18 protein-coding genes are annotated in these 15,201 nt (G+C 64.3%); 12 read left to right on the forward strand and 6 right to left on the reverse strand.

Annotation, left to right across the window (positions count from 1 at the left end; translation table 11 throughout):
- Positions 1 to 597 (reverse strand): SAM-dependent methyltransferase (locus ACE3SS_RS00900; RefSeq protein WP_374590308.1); only part of this gene is annotated, 597 nt, incomplete at its 3' end.
- Between the two features lie 24 nt (positions 598 to 621).
- On the opposite strand from ACE3SS_RS00900, the gene ACE3SS_RS00905 reads away from it, so the two are divergent.
- From ACE3SS_RS00905 to glmU, 5 genes are all read left to right on the forward strand, one after another.
- Entirely contained in the window at positions 622 to 1,473 is an 852-nt protein-coding gene (locus ACE3SS_RS00905; protein WP_374590310.1) for an SDR family oxidoreductase, read from the forward strand.
- Positions 1,474 to 1,484: 11 nt separating this feature from the next.
- Positions 1,485 to 1,856: a dihydroneopterin aldolase gene (locus ACE3SS_RS00910; RefSeq protein WP_374590312.1), complete on the forward strand. Its 372-nt coding sequence runs from the start codon at positions 1,485 to 1,487 to the stop codon at positions 1,854 to 1,856.
- 5 nt (positions 1,857 to 1,861) lie between these two features.
- A complete protein-coding gene (gene ttcA / locus ACE3SS_RS00915; protein WP_374590314.1) occupies positions 1,862 to 2,890 on the forward strand; it encodes a tRNA 2-thiocytidine(32) synthetase TtcA in 1,029 nt (342 codons plus the stop codon).
- Positions 2,891 to 2,895: 5 nt separating this feature from the next.
- Complete coding sequence (locus ACE3SS_RS00920) at positions 2,896 to 3,507, forward strand: DUF4136 domain-containing protein (protein WP_374590316.1); 612 nt, start codon at positions 2,896 to 2,898, stop codon at positions 3,505 to 3,507.
- A gap of 76 nt (positions 3,508 to 3,583) precedes the next feature.
- Complete coding sequence (gene glmU / locus ACE3SS_RS00925; RefSeq protein ID WP_374590318.1) at positions 3,584 to 4,981, forward strand: bifunctional UDP-N-acetylglucosamine diphosphorylase/glucosamine-1-phosphate N-acetyltransferase GlmU; 1,398 nt, start codon at positions 3,584 to 3,586, stop codon at positions 4,979 to 4,981.
- An 18-nt stretch (positions 4,982 to 4,999) separates the two neighbouring features.
- Here glmU and ACE3SS_RS00930 read toward each other — a convergent pair whose 3' ends face one another.
- On the reverse strand, positions 5,000 to 5,500 hold the full coding sequence (locus tag ACE3SS_RS00930) for an Lrp/AsnC family transcriptional regulator (RefSeq protein WP_374590320.1): 501 nt from the start codon (positions 5,498 to 5,500) through the stop codon (positions 5,000 to 5,002).
- A gap of 188 nt (positions 5,501 to 5,688) precedes the next feature.
- On the opposite strand from ACE3SS_RS00930, the gene glmS reads away from it, so the two are divergent.
- Positions 5,689 to 7,569, forward strand: coding sequence for a glutamine--fructose-6-phosphate transaminase (isomerizing) (gene glmS, locus ACE3SS_RS00935; protein ID WP_374590322.1), 1,881 nt, complete (start codon positions 5,689 to 5,691; stop codon positions 7,567 to 7,569).
- Between the two features lie 342 nt (positions 7,570 to 7,911).
- Here the strand turns inward: glmS and ACE3SS_RS00940 are convergent, their stop codons facing one another.
- The 4 genes from ACE3SS_RS00940 to ACE3SS_RS00955 all read right to left on the reverse strand — a co-directional run bounded on the left by ACE3SS_RS00940 (position 7,912) and on the right by ACE3SS_RS00955 (position 11,628).
- Complete coding sequence (locus ACE3SS_RS00940; protein ID WP_374590324.1) at positions 7,912 to 8,508, reverse strand: hypothetical protein; 597 nt, start codon at positions 8,506 to 8,508, stop codon at positions 7,912 to 7,914.
- Positions 8,509 to 8,574: 66 nt separating this feature from the next.
- Positions 8,575 to 9,915, reverse strand: coding sequence for an N-6 DNA methylase (locus ACE3SS_RS00945; protein ID WP_374590326.1), 1,341 nt, complete (start codon positions 9,913 to 9,915; stop codon positions 8,575 to 8,577).
- A gap of 144 nt (positions 9,916 to 10,059) precedes the next feature.
- Entirely contained in the window at positions 10,060 to 10,554 is a 495-nt protein-coding gene (locus ACE3SS_RS00950; RefSeq protein ID WP_374590328.1) for a hypothetical protein, read from the reverse strand.
- A gap of 6 nt (positions 10,555 to 10,560) precedes the next feature.
- Positions 10,561 to 11,628, reverse strand: a complete 1,068-nt coding sequence (locus ACE3SS_RS00955) for an ImmA/IrrE family metallo-endopeptidase (protein WP_374590330.1) — start codon at positions 11,626 to 11,628, stop codon at positions 10,561 to 10,563.
- Between the two features lie 93 nt (positions 11,629 to 11,721).
- Between ACE3SS_RS00955 and ACE3SS_RS00960 the strand changes: the two genes are divergently transcribed.
- From ACE3SS_RS00960 to ACE3SS_RS00985, 6 genes are read left to right on the forward strand one after another with little or no spacing between them, the layout of a single operon-like run.
- Positions 11,722 to 11,955 carry a DUF2188 domain-containing protein gene (locus ACE3SS_RS00960; RefSeq protein ID WP_374590332.1) on the forward strand — a complete coding sequence of 78 codons (234 nt, stop codon included), beginning with the start codon at positions 11,722 to 11,724 and terminating at the stop codon, positions 11,953 to 11,955.
- Positions 11,952 to 12,173, forward strand: coding sequence for a hypothetical protein (locus ACE3SS_RS00965; RefSeq protein ID WP_374590334.1), 222 nt, complete (start codon positions 11,952 to 11,954; stop codon positions 12,171 to 12,173). Before ACE3SS_RS00960 ends, ACE3SS_RS00965 begins: the two co-directional genes overlap by 4 nt.
- A 14-nt stretch (positions 12,174 to 12,187) precedes the next feature.
- Positions 12,188 to 12,469 carry a hypothetical protein gene (locus ACE3SS_RS00970; RefSeq protein ID WP_374590336.1) on the forward strand — a complete coding sequence of 94 codons (282 nt, stop codon included), beginning with the start codon at positions 12,188 to 12,190 and terminating at the stop codon, positions 12,467 to 12,469.
- A gap of 31 nt (positions 12,470 to 12,500) precedes the next feature.
- A complete protein-coding gene (locus ACE3SS_RS00975; RefSeq protein ID WP_374590338.1) occupies positions 12,501 to 12,863 on the forward strand; it encodes a metal-dependent hydrolase in 363 nt (120 codons plus the stop codon).
- A 57-nt stretch (positions 12,864 to 12,920) separates the two neighbouring features.
- Positions 12,921 to 13,766 carry a hypothetical protein gene (locus ACE3SS_RS00980; protein ID WP_374590340.1) on the forward strand — a complete coding sequence of 282 codons (846 nt, stop codon included), beginning with the start codon at positions 12,921 to 12,923 and terminating at the stop codon, positions 13,764 to 13,766.
- Positions 13,763 to 15,199 carry a Wadjet anti-phage system protein JetA family protein gene (locus tag ACE3SS_RS00985; protein WP_374590342.1) on the forward strand — a complete coding sequence of 479 codons (1,437 nt, stop codon included), beginning with the start codon at positions 13,763 to 13,765 and terminating at the stop codon, positions 15,197 to 15,199. Before ACE3SS_RS00980 ends, ACE3SS_RS00985 begins: the two co-directional genes overlap by 4 nt.
- Positions 15,200 to 15,201: the final 2 nt, after the last annotated feature.

Genomic DNA, 15,201 nt, shown 5'->3' on the forward strand with positions numbered 1-15,201 from the left:
GGCCACGCCGCGCTCCTGCCACGTCTGCCCGTCGAACGTGATCAATTTCACGGGCATGGCGTCGAGCACCTCGTTGCCGACGACCACCCCGCTGAGATCATCGGGCAGACGGTCGGCCCAGACCACGCGGTCGGCCCATTGCGGCACCTTCGCCTGCAGCGTCTGCCGCTGACGCTCGCGCAGCGTGCCGGACACATCGACGATGGTGTAGCGGCGCGGTGGCTGCCCCAGCTCGCCCAGCGTCGCCAGCAGTTGCGCGGCCAGGATGCCGGAGCCGGCGCCGAACTCCCACACCTCGTCGGTGCCGGTGACGCTCAGCGCCTGGGCCACCTGCCGGGCCAGCGCGCGACCGAACAAGGGGCTGAGCTCGGGGGCAGTGATGAAGTCGCTGCCGTCTTCGGGGCGGGCGCCAAACTGCTGGCTGCCCCGGCTGTAATAGCCCAGGCCCGGGGCGTAGAGCGCCAGGCTCATGAAGCGGTCGAACGGCATCCAACCACCGGCGGCCTGCATCTCTGCACGAATCAGGGCCCCCAGGCGTTCGCCCAGGGGGCTGCGCGGGTGGGGGGTGGGCACTAAACTGGAGGGCTGTTTGTTCACCCCCCGGATTGTAGGAACCCCGCCATGCCGGCCTCTGCCGACCTCACCACCGCTGCGGAGCCCGACACCGCCGTGCAGACCGCCCCGCAGGCCGCTGCCCGGTTGCCGCGCCGCGTGGCCCTGGTGACGGGCGCGGCCAAGCGCCTGGGCCGCGAGATCGCGCTCGACCTGGCCCGCCACGGCTGGAGCATCGCCCTGCACTACCGCCACTCGGCCGCCGACGCCCACGACACCGCCGCCGAGCTGCGCGAGCTGGGCGTGCACGTGCACCTGCTGCAAGCCGACCTGGCCGACGAGGCCGCCTGCCGCGCGCTGTTGCCGCTGGCCGTGGCCGCGCTCGACCAGGTGGACGCGGTAGTGAACAGCGCCTCAACCTTCGAGTACGACAACGCCGCGCGCTTCAGCTACGACCAGCTCGACAAGCACATGCGCGCCAACACGGCCCCAGCCATCGTGCTGGCGCAAGCCCTGGCCGAGCATGTGCAGGGGCGTGCGTCCGCCAACTCAGCGCGCGGCGTGGTGGTCAACCTGCTCGACCAGAAGCTCTGGAACCCCAACCCCGACTTTCTGAGCTACACGCTCTCGAAGGCCGCGCTCGAAGCCGCCACCACGCTGCTGGCGCAATCGCTGGCGCCGCATGTGCGCGTGGCGGGCGTGGCGCCGGGCCTCACGCTCACCAGCGAGTGGCTGCAGGGTGCGGCCTTTGATGCCGCGCACCAGCTGTCGCCGCTGGGCCAGTCGTCCACCGCGGCGGACGTGGCGCGCAGCGTGCGCTTCGTGATCGAGACCGAGTCGATCACCGGCACCACGCTGCTGGTCGATGGCGGCCAGCACCTGCTGCGCCTGCCGCGCGATTTTTCGATGATGAAACCCTGAAGGCGCGACACATGTCGGTCACCAAAGGCAACCAGATCCTCACCCTCACGGGCCTGCGCTTCAACGCCAACCTCGGCGTGCTCGACCACGAGAAAGACGCGCCGCAACCCATCGAAGTCGATGCCGAGCTGAACCTCGGCACGCAGCCCCTGCTGCCGCGCGACGACGATCTCTTTCACGTGCTCGACTACCGTCGCGTGCGCACCATCATCATTGAAGAATGCACGGCCGAGCACGTGAACCTGCTCGAAAGCCTGATCGGCAAGGTCGCCAAGCGCCTGCTCGATCTGCCGGGCGTGCTGGGCGTGCGCGTGCGCATCGCCAAGCTCGAGATTTTTGACGACTGCGAAGTGGCCATTCGCGTCGAGACTGGACAGTGGTAACCAAGATGAACGCCCCCGAACTCAACCCCGTGATCGACGCCGCCCAGGCTCTACAAGCCGGCGAAGCCGCCAACGAAGCGCCCGCGCGCGCGCAGAAAGAAAAGCCGTCGCTTGAAATTCGCAAGCTCGAAAAGCGCCTGTGCCGCCAGGTGGGCCAGGCCATCGCCGACTTCAACATGATCAGCGAGGGCGACAAGGTGATGGTGTGCATGTCGGGCGGCAAGGACAGCTACGGCCTGCTCGACATCCTGCTCAAGCTGCAGCAGCGCGCGCCGGTGCGCTTCGAGATCGTGGCGGTCAACCTCGACCAGAAGCAGCCGGGCTTCCCCGAGCACATCCTGCCCGACTACCTCAAGAGCCGCGGCGTGCCCTTTCACATCGAAGAGCAAGACACGTATTCGATCGTGAAGAGCAAGATCCCCGAGGGCAAGACGATGTGCAGCCTGTGCTCGCGTCTGCGCCGGGGCATCTTGTATCGCGTGGCACGCGAGCTGGGTGCGACCAAGATCGCGCTGGGCCACCACCGCGACGACATGCTGCAAACCTTGTTCCTCAACCTGTTCTTCGCCGGCAAGCTCAAGGGCATGCCACCCAAGCTGGTGAGCGACAACGGCGAGTTCATGATCATCCGCCCGCTGGCCCACGTGGCCGAGGTCGACCTGGAACGCTGGGCCAAGCACCGCCAGTTCCCGATCATCCCGTGCTCGCTGTGCGGCAGCCAAGAGAACCTGCAGCGCGTGCAGATGAAGAAGATGCTGCGCGACTGGGAAAAGAACTTCCCGGGCCGCATCGACAGCCTCACCTCAGCCATCCAGAACGTGATCCCGACACACTTGATGGACCGCCAGCTGCACGACTTCGTCAACCTGCAGGTGACCGGCCAGCCCAACCCGGGCGGCGACATCGCGTTCGACGAGGACGAAGGCTGCGGCAGCCCCACCGACGGCACCACGGCCGAGCCCATCTCGGTGATCTCGATCAACTCGCCACGGCGCGACGCAGCAACCGAATCGCCGTGGACGGCCGAGGAGTGACCTTCATGACCACCACCCGCGCGTTGGCATCGGCCTTGGCAACCACGCTGGCACTGGCCGGCGCTGCCCTGCTCGGCGGTTGCGCCAACCTGCACAACGTCACCGCCGACGTGTCGAGCTACGGCACCTGGCCGGCCAGCCGCAAGCCCGGCACCTACGCCTTCGAGCGCCTGCCCTCGCAAAAGAGCAACCCGCTGGAACAAGACGCGCTCGAGCAAGCCGCCATGCCGGCGCTCGAAGCTGCCGGCTTCAAGCCGGAGGCTGCGGCCAAGGCCGACGTGCTGGTGCAGGTGTCGGCCCAGACGCAGGCACGCCCCTCGCCGTTCTCCGACCCCGTGGGCCCGCGCTGGGGCGTGGGCTGGGGCTGGGGCTGGGGCGGACCGCGCGGCAGCATGGGCCTGGGCATGTCGATGGAGCCGCCGTGGTGGCAGCTGCAGGTCGACGTGCTGATCCGCGACCGCGCCAGTCACGAGGTGCTCTACGAGGCCCATGCGCGGCATGAACGCGCCGGCAGCGTCGAAGGCCTGGCGGAGCCGCTGTTCCGCGCCGCGCTGATCGACTTCCCGATCCCGGCGGTCAGCCCGCGCCCGGTCACCGTCGAACTGCCCAAGCGGTGAGCGGGTTCGTCACACGCGCCGCACCTGTCCACTTCATCACCCTGATCAATTGATCCGACCCAAGAAAGCAGCATCCATGTCGCTCGACATCGTCATCATGGCCGCGGGCAAAGGCACCCGCATGAAGTCCCGGCACCCCAAAGTGCTGCACAAGCTCGCCGGCCGGGCGCTGCTGTCGCACGTGGTGCAGACCTGCGCGGGCCTGGGTGCCGAGCGCATCCTCGTCATCACCGGCCATGGCGCAGACCGAGTCGAAGCAGCCACGCAGGCGAGCTTCCCGCAACTGCCGCTGGCCTTCGTGCGGCAAGAGCCGCAGCTGGGCACCGGCCACGCCGTGCAGCAGGCCGAGCCGCAGCTGGCTGATGAGGGCACCACGCTGATCCTCAATGGCGACGTGCCCCTGATTCGCGCCGAGACCGCGCAAGCGCTGATCGACGCCTGCGGCGGCAAGCAGCTGGCCCTGCTCACCATCGAGCTGCACGACCCCACCGGCTACGGCCGCATCGTGCGCAGCGGCGACGGCCACGGCGGCCACGTGGTCGGCATCGTCGAGCACAAGGACGCCACGCCCGCGCAGCGCCAGATCCGCGAGGTCTACACCGGCATGATGGCCGCGCCCACCGCGCTGCTGCGCAAGTGGCTGGCCCGGCTCGACAACAACAACGCGCAAGGCGAGTACTACCTGACCGACGTGGTGGCCATGGCCAAGCGCGACCAGGTGCCCGTGGTGGCCACGCACGCCGCCAGCGAGATCGAGGTGCTGGGCGTCAACAGCCCGCTGCAACTGGCCGACCTGGAGCGACGCTACCAGCGCCACCAGGCCGAGACGCTGATGGAGCAAGGCGTGCGCCTGGCCGACCCGGCGCGCTTCGATTTGCGCGGCGAGCTGCTGGCCGGGCAGGACGTGGAGATCGACGTCAACAATGTGTTCGAGGGCCGCGTGGAGCTGGGCGACAACGTGCGCGTCGGCCCCAACTGCGTCATCAAGAACGCCCGCATCGGCTCGGGCACGGTCATCCAGGCCTTCACGCACATCGAGGGTGACGCAGCCGGCGTGGACGTGGGCGCGAGCGCCATCATCGGCCCGTTCGCGCGCCTGCGCCCCGGCGCCGTGCTAGGCAACGAGGTGCACATCGGCAACTTCGTCGAGGTGAAGAACTCGACGCTGGCCCACGGCGCCAAGGCCAATCACCTGGCCTACCTGGGCGACGCCACGGTGGGCGAGCGCGTGAACTACGGCGCCGGCAGCATCACCGCCAACTACGACGGCGCCAACAAGCACCGCACCGTGATCGGCAACGACGTGCACGTGGGCTCGAACTGCGTGCTCATCGCGCCCATCACCGTGGGCGACGGCGCCACCATCGGCGGCGGCAGCACCGTGAGCAAGGAAGTGCCCGCCGGCCACCTGTGCGTGGCGCGCGCCAAGCAGATCAGCCTGGCAGGCTGGCAGCGACCGCAAAAGAAGAAGTAAGCCCGCCGCCGCGCCGATTCAACGGGCCGGCTGCAGCGGCAGCTCGGCCCCGAATTTGGCGCGCTTCACCGCGAAGAACGCGCGCACCTGACGCACGTTGGCGTCTTCGCTGAACAGGCGCTTGGTGAGCGCCTGGTAGTCGTCCATATTCGGCACGCACACCACCAGCACGAAGTCCGGCCCCGGCGACACCCGCCACACCTGCTGCACGGCCGGCTCGGCCACGGCGCGGGCCTCGAAGGCATCGAGCCGCTCGGTGGCCTGCACGTCGAGCGTCACCTCCACCAGCGCCTGCAGGCCCTGCCCCAGCGCCGCCCCCAAAGCCTTGGTGGACAGCACCGCCACCTGGCGCTCGATCACGCCCAGGTCAACCATGCGCTTCACCCGCCGCAGGCAGGTGGGCGGCGACAGATGAACGGCGTGCGCCAACGCCTGGTTCGACAGCGATGCATCGCGCTGCATCTGGGCCAGGATGCGCAGGTCTGCCTCATCGGGCACCCAAACAGGGGGCTCACTCATGCAATTTCATTTCACTTATTGATGATTTTTTGCGTGAATTTGTCACACAAATTGATCGATGAATGATTATTTCATTCACATCAAAATTATGTAGACATATTTCTTTTCTGCACACCTAGTATCCGCCCCTGACTCTTGGTGTTTCCCCCACTCCCTGCGGCTCGTCACGCGACTTTTGGAGACCTCTCATGTGCGGCATCGTTGGCGCTCTCGGCAACTCGAACATCGTCCCCATCCTCACCCAGGGCCTGCAGCGGCTTGAATACCGGGGCTACGACTCCTGCGGCGTGGCCGTGCACGATGGCAAGGGCCTGCGCCGCTCGCGCAGCACGGCTCGCGTCACCGAGCTTGAGGCGCAGATCCGCGCCGAAGAAATCGGCGCCACGCTGGGCATCGCCCACACGCGCTGGGCCACCCACGGCGCCCCGGCGGTGCACAACGCCCACCCGCACTTCAGCAACGGCCCGGGCGCCGACTACGCGAGCCGCCCCGGCCGCATCGCGCTCGTGCACAACGGCATCATCGAAAACCACGACGAGCTGCGCGCCGAATTGCAGGCCAAGGGCTACGTCTTCACCAGCCAGACCGACACCGAGGTCATCGCGCATCTCGTCGATCGCCTGTACGACGGCGACATCTTCGCCGCCGTCAAGGCCGCCACCGCGCAGCTCCGGGGCGCCTACGCCATCGCCGTGTTCTGTCGCGACGAGCCGCAGCGCATCATCGGCGCGCGCCAGGGTTCGCCGCTGATCCTGGGCGTGGGCACGGGCGAGCGCGAGGGCGAACGCTTCTTGGCATCCGACGCCATGGCCCTGGCCGGCGTGACCGACCAGATCGTCTACCTCGAAGAAGGCGACGTGGTCGATCTGCACGGCGGCCGCCACTGGATCGAAGCGCCCGACGCCAACGGCCAGTTCCAGCGCCTCACCGATGCCCAGCGCCCGGTGCGTACCGTGCACGCCCACAGCGGCGCGGCCGACCTCGGCCCCTATCGCCACTACATGCAAAAAGAGATCTTCGAGCAGCCGCGCGCCATCGCCGACACGCTTGAAGGCGTCGAGGGCATCACGCCCGCGCTGTTTGGCGACCAGGCCGGGCGCGTGTTCAACACGGTCGATCGCGTGTTGATCCTGGCCTGCGGCACCAGCTACTACGCGGGCGTCACCGCCAAGTACTGGCTGGAGTCGATCGCCAAGATCCCCACCAGCGTCGAGATCGCCAGCGAATACCGCTACCGCGACAGCGTGCCCGACCCGCGCACCCTGGTCGTCACCATCAGCCAGTCGGGCGAAACCGCCGACACGCTGGCCGCGCTCAAGCACGCGCGCAGCCTGGGTATGACGCACAGCCTCACCATCTGCAACGTGAGCACCAGCGCGATGGTGCGCGAGTGCGAGCTGGCCTACATCACGCGCGCCGGCGTCGAGATCGGCGTGGCCTCGACCAAGGCCTTCACCACGCAATTGGCCGCCTTGTTCCTGCTCACGCTCGCGCTGGCCAAGCAACGCGGCCACCTCTCGCCCGAAGCAGAAAGCCAGCACATCAAAGCCATGCGCCACCTGCCCGTGGCCCTGCAAGCCGTGCTCGCGCTGGAGCCGCAAATCATCGCCTGGGCCGAGTCATTCGTGCGCAAAGAGAACGCGCTCTTCCTCGGTCGTGGCCTGCACTACCCCATCGCCCTCGAAGGCGCGCTCAAGCTCAAGGAGATCAGCTACATCCACGCCGAGGCCTACCCGGCCGGCGAACTCAAGCACGGCCCGCTGGCGCTGGTGACCGCCGAGATGCCCGTGGTGGTGGTGGCGCCCAACGACGTGCTGCTTGAAAAGCTCAAGAGCAACATGCAAGAGGTCAAGGCCCGTGGCGGCGAGCTCTACGTGTGCGCCGACGCCGACACCCACATCCAGGCCGAGCCCGGCATTCACGTGATCCGGCTACCCGAGCACTACGGCGAACTCTCGCCCATCCTGCACACGCTGCCGCTGCAATTGCTGGCCTATCACACGGCTTGCGCGCGCGGCACCGATGTCGATAAACCGCGCAACCTGGCCAAGAGCGTGACGGTGGAGTGAGATCGCGCCCCGTCAGTCAGGATGTTCCTTGCCAATAAAGTCGTAGACAGCGCAATATAGAGTCGTATACGCCGCAATTAAGTCGTAGACACGGACAGTGCCTCAACCCGCGCCGAAACTTGCTGGTAGCCTACTGCAGAGGGACATCAAAGGTTGGATGCACGGGGCGACCGCTTGGCAGCGAAAGAGGGCCTCCCTGAGCCGCACTGCGAAAGTCGGTCGCCCTCGGAGGCTGATATCGAGCGTACTAGAGCCGCGACGCGAACCTTTTGACAGCACACATGAGCCATTACCGGAGAGCGAGAAACCGCTCAACTGAATGGTTTGCTCGGAGATCGCCGCTCAGTGATGTGGTGGGCTAATAACGGCGCCGTAATCCTCCGGCAGAGGAGGAGGCACAAGGCGCGCTTCGCTCTGCGCTCGCGCCGTTTTTTCGGCGGCCTCGCGCTTGGCTGTAGCTACTACTAGGTCAGCCCGTAGATGATGCAGCGACAGCATGCCCTCGAAGAGTCCGACCATCTTCACTAGGACGAAGGTCACGCTACCCGCGATGAAAAAGGTAACTATCGCCGACCAGCTGACGTTGATGAACCAGCGATGCATGAACAGCGGCTTAGCGTCAATCACCACAGATTTGAGCGCGGAACCAACGATTACGACCACCAAGGCCCCGATGGTTACCCAAAGTAGACCCATCCAGTAGCGCTGCTGGCGGGTGAGCGATTTGGTGAGGCGTTCGGCTTCGTTGACGGTCAACTTGTCCGACTGAAGGAAGTTTGCCGTGATCGGCATAACTTGCACCAGCGCAGCCGCCAGGAACCCCAAGAAGGCAATGAGACCTTCTTTCATGTCCGACCAGAACGACAAGGGCGTCCAATTGGCCGCGGCGACGCCAAGCAGCAGCGGAGCGATTACTCCCATTAGCTTCATTGGCTTCATTGGTGGCTCCTTGTCGATTTCGCTCGTTCGCAGTCATGATGTCTCATGACTGGCTCGCAGTGTGAGCTACTGGGCGACCTCTTGAATTTTCCCATTTCCAACGAATGTGCTGTAGGCCTCAAACATGGCTCGAAGCACGTCCGTGGGGTCGAGCAGCGAGCCCACGATTTGGCTGTCACCTTCTTGTGCACGCAACAGGCGGATATCCGCATCTCGCCCAATCTCCTTGATGCGCGACTTCACTTCCTTGTCGTTGATCTTGTCGAAGCCAGCGAACACGGCATCGTCACCGCTGTGCTCTTCTTCCAGCTCGGTCATCGCTGCCAGCGTGCTTTCCAGCTCGGCATTCAGCCGGTCCAGCTCGGCCTGCTCGGCGGCGAAGTGGTGTTGCACCAGCAGCGCCTTGGGCACCAGGTCGCAGGCCCAGCCTTTGTCCACGGTCTTGCCGGGTGAGCCGTCCTTGTTCTTCTTGGTCTCCAGCACGCGGTAGGGCGTGGCCCTCCAGCCGTCTTCGGCGATCAGGTAAGTGTCGTCCTGCATCGTCTCGGCCCAGTAGTCCATCAGGTGCTGGTAGATGGCGTAGGGATCGATCAGCTTCTCAGCGGTGGGCTGGTGCTCGTAGTGGGCCAGCAGGCCCTCGGCACCTTTGATCAGGTCTTTCGGCTGGAAGCTGCCCTTGTCCAGCGACTTCAGGCGCTCCACGGCTGACGCGCGCCATTGGTCGAAGTGCGCGTTCATGGCCTCTGTGAAGGCCTGGAACTCTGGGTGCTGGTGGATGGTGGGCTTGATGGCCGCCGGCGCGACGGCCAAGTCCAGATAGCCCGGCCGACGAGGCTTGAAAAGGGCCGCTCGCAACTGCGGGCACACCGCCCAGTAGCGGGCCAGTGCCTGCACGTCCGCCTCCGGGATGCCACCGTTCAGGTGGGCGTCGATGTCCTGCTGGTCTTCCGGCGTGCTGCTGTCGATGTAGCGCGGCAGGTTCAGGTTGAAGTCGTTCTTTTCGATCTCTTCCAGCCCCACCATACGGGCGTAGCGCGGGTCGCTGCCGTCCAGCGTCGTGAAGGCATCGACGATGCGGTGGATGTCGCGCTCGCGCAGCCGGTTCTTGGGGCCGTCCTTCATGAAGCCTTGCGCGGCATCTATCATGAAGATGCCCTTGCGGGCGGCAGCGCCGGCCTTGTCGATGACGAGGATGCAGGCCGGGATGCCGGTGCCGTAGAACAGGTTGGCCGGTAGGCCGATGATGGCCTGGATGAGGCCACGCCGCACCAGGCTCTTGCGGATCTCGGCCTCGGCATTGCCACGGAACAGCACGCCGTGCGGCAGGATGCAGGCAGCCCGGCCGGTGCTCTTGAGCGAGCGGACAATGTGCAGCAGGTACCAGAGCCATGCTCGTCGCGGATGCACTGGGCTACGAGTGAAGACAAGTGCTGCGTATCGATGGACTTGATGACTGCTGCTTCGGCTTGGGGGACATTCAGAGTACCCATCGTTTCAACTCCTGTTCGCTGCGCTTTGATCTTTCGAGTCCGTCTGGTCAGAGCCAGGATTTCAGCCAGGAGACCACCGCTGAAGGCGGGCCATCACCTCTGCGCGCGGCAATCGCCGTCGTGGGTGGTTCCATATGCGCGAGAGACCCTCATGCAACGTGGCCACGCCAACCGCGCCGGAGGCTTCCATCTGATCGAGGATCCACAGCAGCCCATAGACCGTGCAATGGCGGGCTTGCGCCTCATTGCGCAGAAGCATGTCCCCTGAAACCAGCGCATGATCCTGACGTCGGGCGCAACTGAGGGCGAAGCAGTCCGGCAACGACAAGCCTGGCCGCTGCTTGCGAACCTGTTGGGCGTAGTCCACCTCATCCGGGTTGAGAGCCACTACGCCCAGGCCAAGTCGCCGCAGCAGGGGGCCGTTCTCGGATTCAAGCTCGCGCTGATACAGCAGGTCTGGAACAACCATCGTCAGACCGCATGCGAAGGCCTGCTCCAGGAGCCCGCCTCGCTCCAGGTCGATCAAGACAGAGGTGTCTGAGACCAGGATGATCATGATCGGTCAGGCGAATTGACCCATCAGCCGACGATCCAGCTCGCGAACGCTGATGTTCAGTAGCTCTGCAGCTCGTGCCTCCGAAATCGCGCCCTCGGCAACGGCTCGCATGCAAAGGCGCTCCATCCGTAGTGGTACCTCCGCCTTGAGCGTGCCCGGTTCATTGGACGCTTGACTGTTCCACCCCATGTCCTTGATCTGCGCCCACAGGCGCCCGTACACCGCTTTGGTGATGATCCCAAGCTGGGCGCATCGCACAACCAGCGATGCAATGCTGACCTTGAACAGCTTCTTCAGCTCGGCCAGCTCGCCGATGGAAATGGAGGTACGGTGGGGCCCGAGCAGCCGGAGAACCATATCCTTGGCCATCAAGAAGGCCCCAGCAAACCGATCGGCGGCCTTCTCTTGCTCGGCGTCGGTAAGACCACTGAAGCGAAGCACCAAGTGGGCAAGCTCGTGGGCCAGCGTAAACCGTTGGCGCTCCCCGTTGTGCCCTTGGTTTACTACGATCACTGGCACGTCTTGGCGTTCAGGGCGTTGAACGAAGGCCTTGGATCCGGACACGTTTTCCGGCAGGTCTAAGGCGATCACCTTGACGCCCTTGTCCTCAAGCAACTCGGCCATGAACGGGATCGGGTCAATGCCAAGCTTCCATAGCCGGCGCAAGGCGTCGGCTGCCTGCTCGGCGTCCTCGATGCTGCCAATTTCGAAAGCTTGGTTGTCCGGCGCAACCCAGAGCTGTTCCACACCGGGCAGTAGCTCCTCCAGCTCCAAGTAGCGCTCGACCTGGTCCAGTACGGATGCTTCCACGGCACGCTCCTCCTTGGCGCCGGCATGGGGCGCCTTCCGAAAGTCCACGCCCGTCAGCTCGATCTCGCGCTCACTCAACAGGTACTCAGGCGACACCTGCAAGGCCTTGGCCATCGCCAGCAGGATGGTGGAGCTCGGCATCATTTCGTCGCGCTCATACTTGCCGATGGCCTGAGCCGAGACCTGCCCCTGGATGGCGGCCTCCAGTTCGCGCAGCGACAACCCGAGGGCCTCTCGCGCCCTCTTAAGTCGGTTTCCGATCATGGTGCTCTCCGCGGTGTTTGGTTTACAACTTGACGGCTCCAATTGTAGTTTGTAAACTTCCTCCCGTCAACTTCTTCGAACTGGAGGTTCGTGATGGCCAACCGGAAAAACGTTCACATCGTTCAGCGCGAAAACGGCTGGGGCGCCCTCCGCGAGGGTGGGCAGCGCGCGACCCAGGTGTACGACACCCAGGCGCAGGCGATCCAGGCTGGCCGGCAGATGGCACGCCAGGGTCAGGGCGAGCTGCTGATCCACGGCCAGGACGGGCGCATCCGGGCGCGTGACTCCTACGGAAACGACCCCTGCCCTCCGAAGGACAGCAAATGATCAAGTTCGACATCAAGATGCCCAGCGCTGCCGATCTCATGCGCGCGGCAATGGCAGAGGTTGAGAGCGACATCACCAAGAGGGCCCAAAGCGCGGCGGAACCGCACGGCGGCGTGACGGTGAGGTTCGAACGAAGTGCTGAGGGTGCAATCAGCGCCGTCAACTTCCAAGGGTCCGAGGCTGCCGTCGAGGCAGCCAGGGCTGCGATCGCCGACTGAAGCGGGCGCAGGAAATGAGCGGCTGGCTTGAAGAGTTCTGGATAGTGCTCTGCCACTCAAGTAGGACACAGCTTGCGATCGCCTCCGGCCTGTTCTTCTTTGTCGGCATCTTGCTGATGGGGCAGGTTTTCGTCGGCAGTCTTGAGTTGCATGGTCCTTTGGCGGCACTCACCGGCGTTGTCCGGGAGAAGCTCATGCACCGTTACGACAAGGCGGCCTGGGCAGCGCTTGCCAGTTTCGGGCTGCTTGCCGTCAAGACTTACCGCAAGGATCGCCGCCACCTTCTCGGGGCCTGACAACCAGCAAACAATCACAAAGGGAGATCTCATGGCCTGCGCAGCTGAACACGCCGCCTTCAATTTCGTCGCGGTTATGGCCGCAACCGCCGCTGTGCAACAGCACAACGGGCGCCCCGTCGAGGGGTCTGCACTTGCCATGGGGGCGGCAGCAGCGCTGCTGCCCTCACTTCCTGATGTCTTGGAGCCTGCGATCCATCCGAATCACCGCCGGTTCTTTCACAGTTTGACGTTCGCCATTGCAGTCGGATATGGCCTCCACAGGGCGTATAAGTGGGAGGCGCAGGAGCCGTGGGAGCAGTTGGCTAGGATGGTAGCGCTGGTGGCCGGCGCTGCGTATCTGGCGCATCTGGCGCGCGATGCATTCACCGCCCGTTCCTTGCCATTGGTTTGATCGTTGCTGACCTTCAGGAAAGTTGGCGGCTGCTTCTGACCCAAATAGGAAGTGATCATGGAGTTTGGCACGTCTTCCATTTCGTTTGTCCGTCGCGGGTTTCGTTGGATTTACGGCGTGGTCGAAAAGATCATGTGCCAGCGGGCCTACGAGATCTCCACGCTCTATCACGACCATCGTGAACTGGTTGAGACAAAGCCGCGTCCATTGGGTGAGCATGTCGGCTACCGACTCTACTGGCAGGAGTTTCTCCAGGGACAGCGGCAACTGGCACCGACGATCGAAGTGTGCGCCATAGGCAAATCACGGCTCTCCAAGGTCGTCATCGCGGTCACAGCGTCGAATGACATGGTTTGCTTTCAGAATGAGGTGGTGATGCGGCATGTGGACACACGGCGGCATCGCGCGCCACTCTCGTCAATACCCTTCCGGCGACCGAGAATCGATGGCGGACTGGTCTATACGCCCTACGATGAATTTCATATCGAACTCATTGAGGTACTCGACGAACGCGGTGGGTGCATAACACCAAGATGGTCGACAAAAGATGTAATCCACCCGATGGACCGACTTGAGGTCGCGCTCGGGCAAGAGCGTGATTTCGTCGAAAAATGGGGGCAAACCTACAACCTGAGCTTCCTTGAGATGGAAATTCGGGAAGAGGCTGTTCGAATGTTTGCCTGGTCTTTCCGCAAATCCCATGTCCTGCGCCTGCTCCTGCGTCCTCTTCAGAGCCACACTATGGCGAAGGCCATCTTTTGGAGTAGGAACGCACTGCGTGCAGCCCCGCTTGAACGCGCATTCATTCGTCACATCGAAGAGTACAGAGACTATCTGGCGCGACAAGCTGATCGCAGCATGACGCCTCTCGCTGAAACCGTGGCTGAAACGAATATGTCATGACCACGGCATTCTTCATCGGTAAGCGGGAACAATTTTTCCGACCGCTGACCCATGGCGACCGCGAGTGTTGCGCTGCCGTTCTGCGCAGTCTGTACGACCGCGTGCAAGGCCCGAATGCGGACTACTCCGAGGCGCTGACCCGTGATCTGGTGTTGACCATCGTCTTTCAGGTCCTGGCTGATCCATCCCTGAGAGCTGTCGTGTTCGAGCCAGGTCGCACGGTATCGGCCGAGGATGAGCGGACCTATGCGGGTGAACTGTTACGCAAGCTGAAGGAGCATGGCTGGATCGAGGACTACAAGGACCCGATCGACCTCAAGCCCACGCTGAAGATGACGCGGGCCGGCAAGGAGGTGTCCGAGGTCCTGTCTAACCTCGACAACTCCCGGGCCCGCACCCGCCAGAGGAACATGCGGTCCGCGAAGAAGGCTCTCGCCGCGTTCGTCGCCAGCCAGGACGTGGACGAACTGCTCGATGGCTACGACTTTGCCGCGCGGGTGGTGCAAGACCTGCAGGACGACATCGAGTACTTCCGCCTGCTCATCCAAAGCCTGACGCGCGAGGCCCTGGAACAGAAGGTCGCGTGGAGCGAATTCAACGAGTTCATCGAGAAGCGCTTTGCCAAGGAATATGCGGTCCGCCTCGTGGCCGACTCTGCGGAGCGGCACCGCGGACAGATCGTGGAGCTGCTGGACCAGATCCGGTTGATGCCGGAGGCGGCACGCCTGGGCGTGGATGCCAACCTGCTGCAGCGCGCGTCGTGGCTGGAGGCGCAGGTGCAGTCTCGCAGCCCCACCCTGTGGCTGTGTGATCGTATGGAAAGCATGGTCGAAGCCGCTTGCAACCTGAAGTTGCCCATGCTGCGGTCCGAGATGAACAACTATGTCCGGCGGTTCACCAGCTTGCTGCGGCAGGCGCTTTCCCTGGACTACAGCGCGACATCACCGCTGGGTCGGGCGATGAGCTTGCTGAAAGAACAGCCGCAACCGGAGCGCGAAGATTTCCTGGATGCCCTGGCGGCCCGATTGGGGACGGCAGAGCTGAGACTGCCCGGCGCCGCGTTGCGTTGGACGGTGCGCGACCGCGAGGCCGAACACGGCCCGCTTGCTCCCCTGATCGTGGACGAGGCCAGTCGTATCGAGGCAGCCATGCGCCGGGCCGAAGCCGAAGCCTTTGCCTTCAGCGACCAGGAAGTGCTGGCTGGATTGCTGCCCCATCTGCGCGACGGACGGGTGTCCCTGGACCAACTGCCCATCAACAATGCAGTCGAGGCGGTGCGTGTCATGCATGCCGTGGGTGCTGCTCGCTCCAGCGAGGGGAAGCGTTTCCTGAAGGCCCGCAAGAAGGCAGAGGTGTTCGATACGCCGTACTTCTCCGCAGACAACTTCGAGCTGGAAGCCGATCTGTCGGCGCTGGCCCGTGGTGACACTTGATT

Origin of the sequence: Aquabacterium sp. (assembly GCF_041915145.1) — a bacterium.
Lineage (GTDB): Bacteria > Pseudomonadota > Gammaproteobacteria > Burkholderiales > Burkholderiaceae_C > Aquabacterium.

Excerpts from the sequence above, each read along its gene's own strand:
- ACE3SS_RS00930 (WP_374590320.1), bottom strand. The coding sequence starts at position 5,500 with ATGAGTGAGCCCCCTGTTTGGGTGCCCGATGAGGCAGACCTGCGCATC.
- ACE3SS_RS00920 (WP_374590316.1), top strand. The coding sequence starts at position 2,896 with ATGACCACCACCCGCGCGTTGGCATCGGCCTTGGCAACCACGCTGGCA.
- ACE3SS_RS00980 (WP_374590340.1), top strand. The coding sequence starts at position 12,921 with ATGGAGTTTGGCACGTCTTCCATTTCGTTTGTCCGTCGCGGGTTTCGT.
- glmS (WP_374590322.1), top strand. The coding sequence starts at position 5,689 with ATGTGCGGCATCGTTGGCGCTCTCGGCAACTCGAACATCGTCCCCATC.
- ACE3SS_RS00910 (WP_374590312.1), top strand. The coding sequence starts at position 1,485 with ATGTCGGTCACCAAAGGCAACCAGATCCTCACCCTCACGGGCCTGCGC.
- ACE3SS_RS00970 (WP_374590336.1), top strand. The coding sequence starts at position 12,188 with ATGAGCGGCTGGCTTGAAGAGTTCTGGATAGTGCTCTGCCACTCAAGT.
- ACE3SS_RS00985 (WP_374590342.1), top strand. The coding sequence starts at position 13,763 with ATGACCACGGCATTCTTCATCGGTAAGCGGGAACAATTTTTCCGACCG.
- glmU (WP_374590318.1), top strand. The coding sequence starts at position 3,584 with ATGTCGCTCGACATCGTCATCATGGCCGCGGGCAAAGGCACCCGCATG.
- ACE3SS_RS00975 (WP_374590338.1), top strand. The coding sequence starts at position 12,501 with ATGGCCTGCGCAGCTGAACACGCCGCCTTCAATTTCGTCGCGGTTATG.
- ACE3SS_RS00905 (WP_374590310.1), top strand. The coding sequence starts at position 622 with ATGCCGGCCTCTGCCGACCTCACCACCGCTGCGGAGCCCGACACCGCC.
- ACE3SS_RS00960 (WP_374590332.1), top strand. The coding sequence starts at position 11,722 with ATGGCCAACCGGAAAAACGTTCACATCGTTCAGCGCGAAAACGGCTGG.
- ACE3SS_RS00955 (WP_374590330.1), bottom strand. The coding sequence starts at position 11,628 with ATGATCGGAAACCGACTTAAGAGGGCGCGAGAGGCCCTCGGGTTGTCG.
- ttcA (WP_374590314.1), top strand. The coding sequence starts at position 1,862 with ATGAACGCCCCCGAACTCAACCCCGTGATCGACGCCGCCCAGGCTCTA.
- ACE3SS_RS00950 (WP_374590328.1), bottom strand. The coding sequence starts at position 10,554 with ATGATCATCCTGGTCTCAGACACCTCTGTCTTGATCGACCTGGAGCGA.
- ACE3SS_RS00940 (WP_374590324.1), bottom strand. The coding sequence starts at position 8,508 with ATGAAGCCAATGAAGCTAATGGGAGTAATCGCTCCGCTGCTGCTTGGC.
- ACE3SS_RS00965 (WP_374590334.1), top strand. The coding sequence starts at position 11,952 with ATGATCAAGTTCGACATCAAGATGCCCAGCGCTGCCGATCTCATGCGC.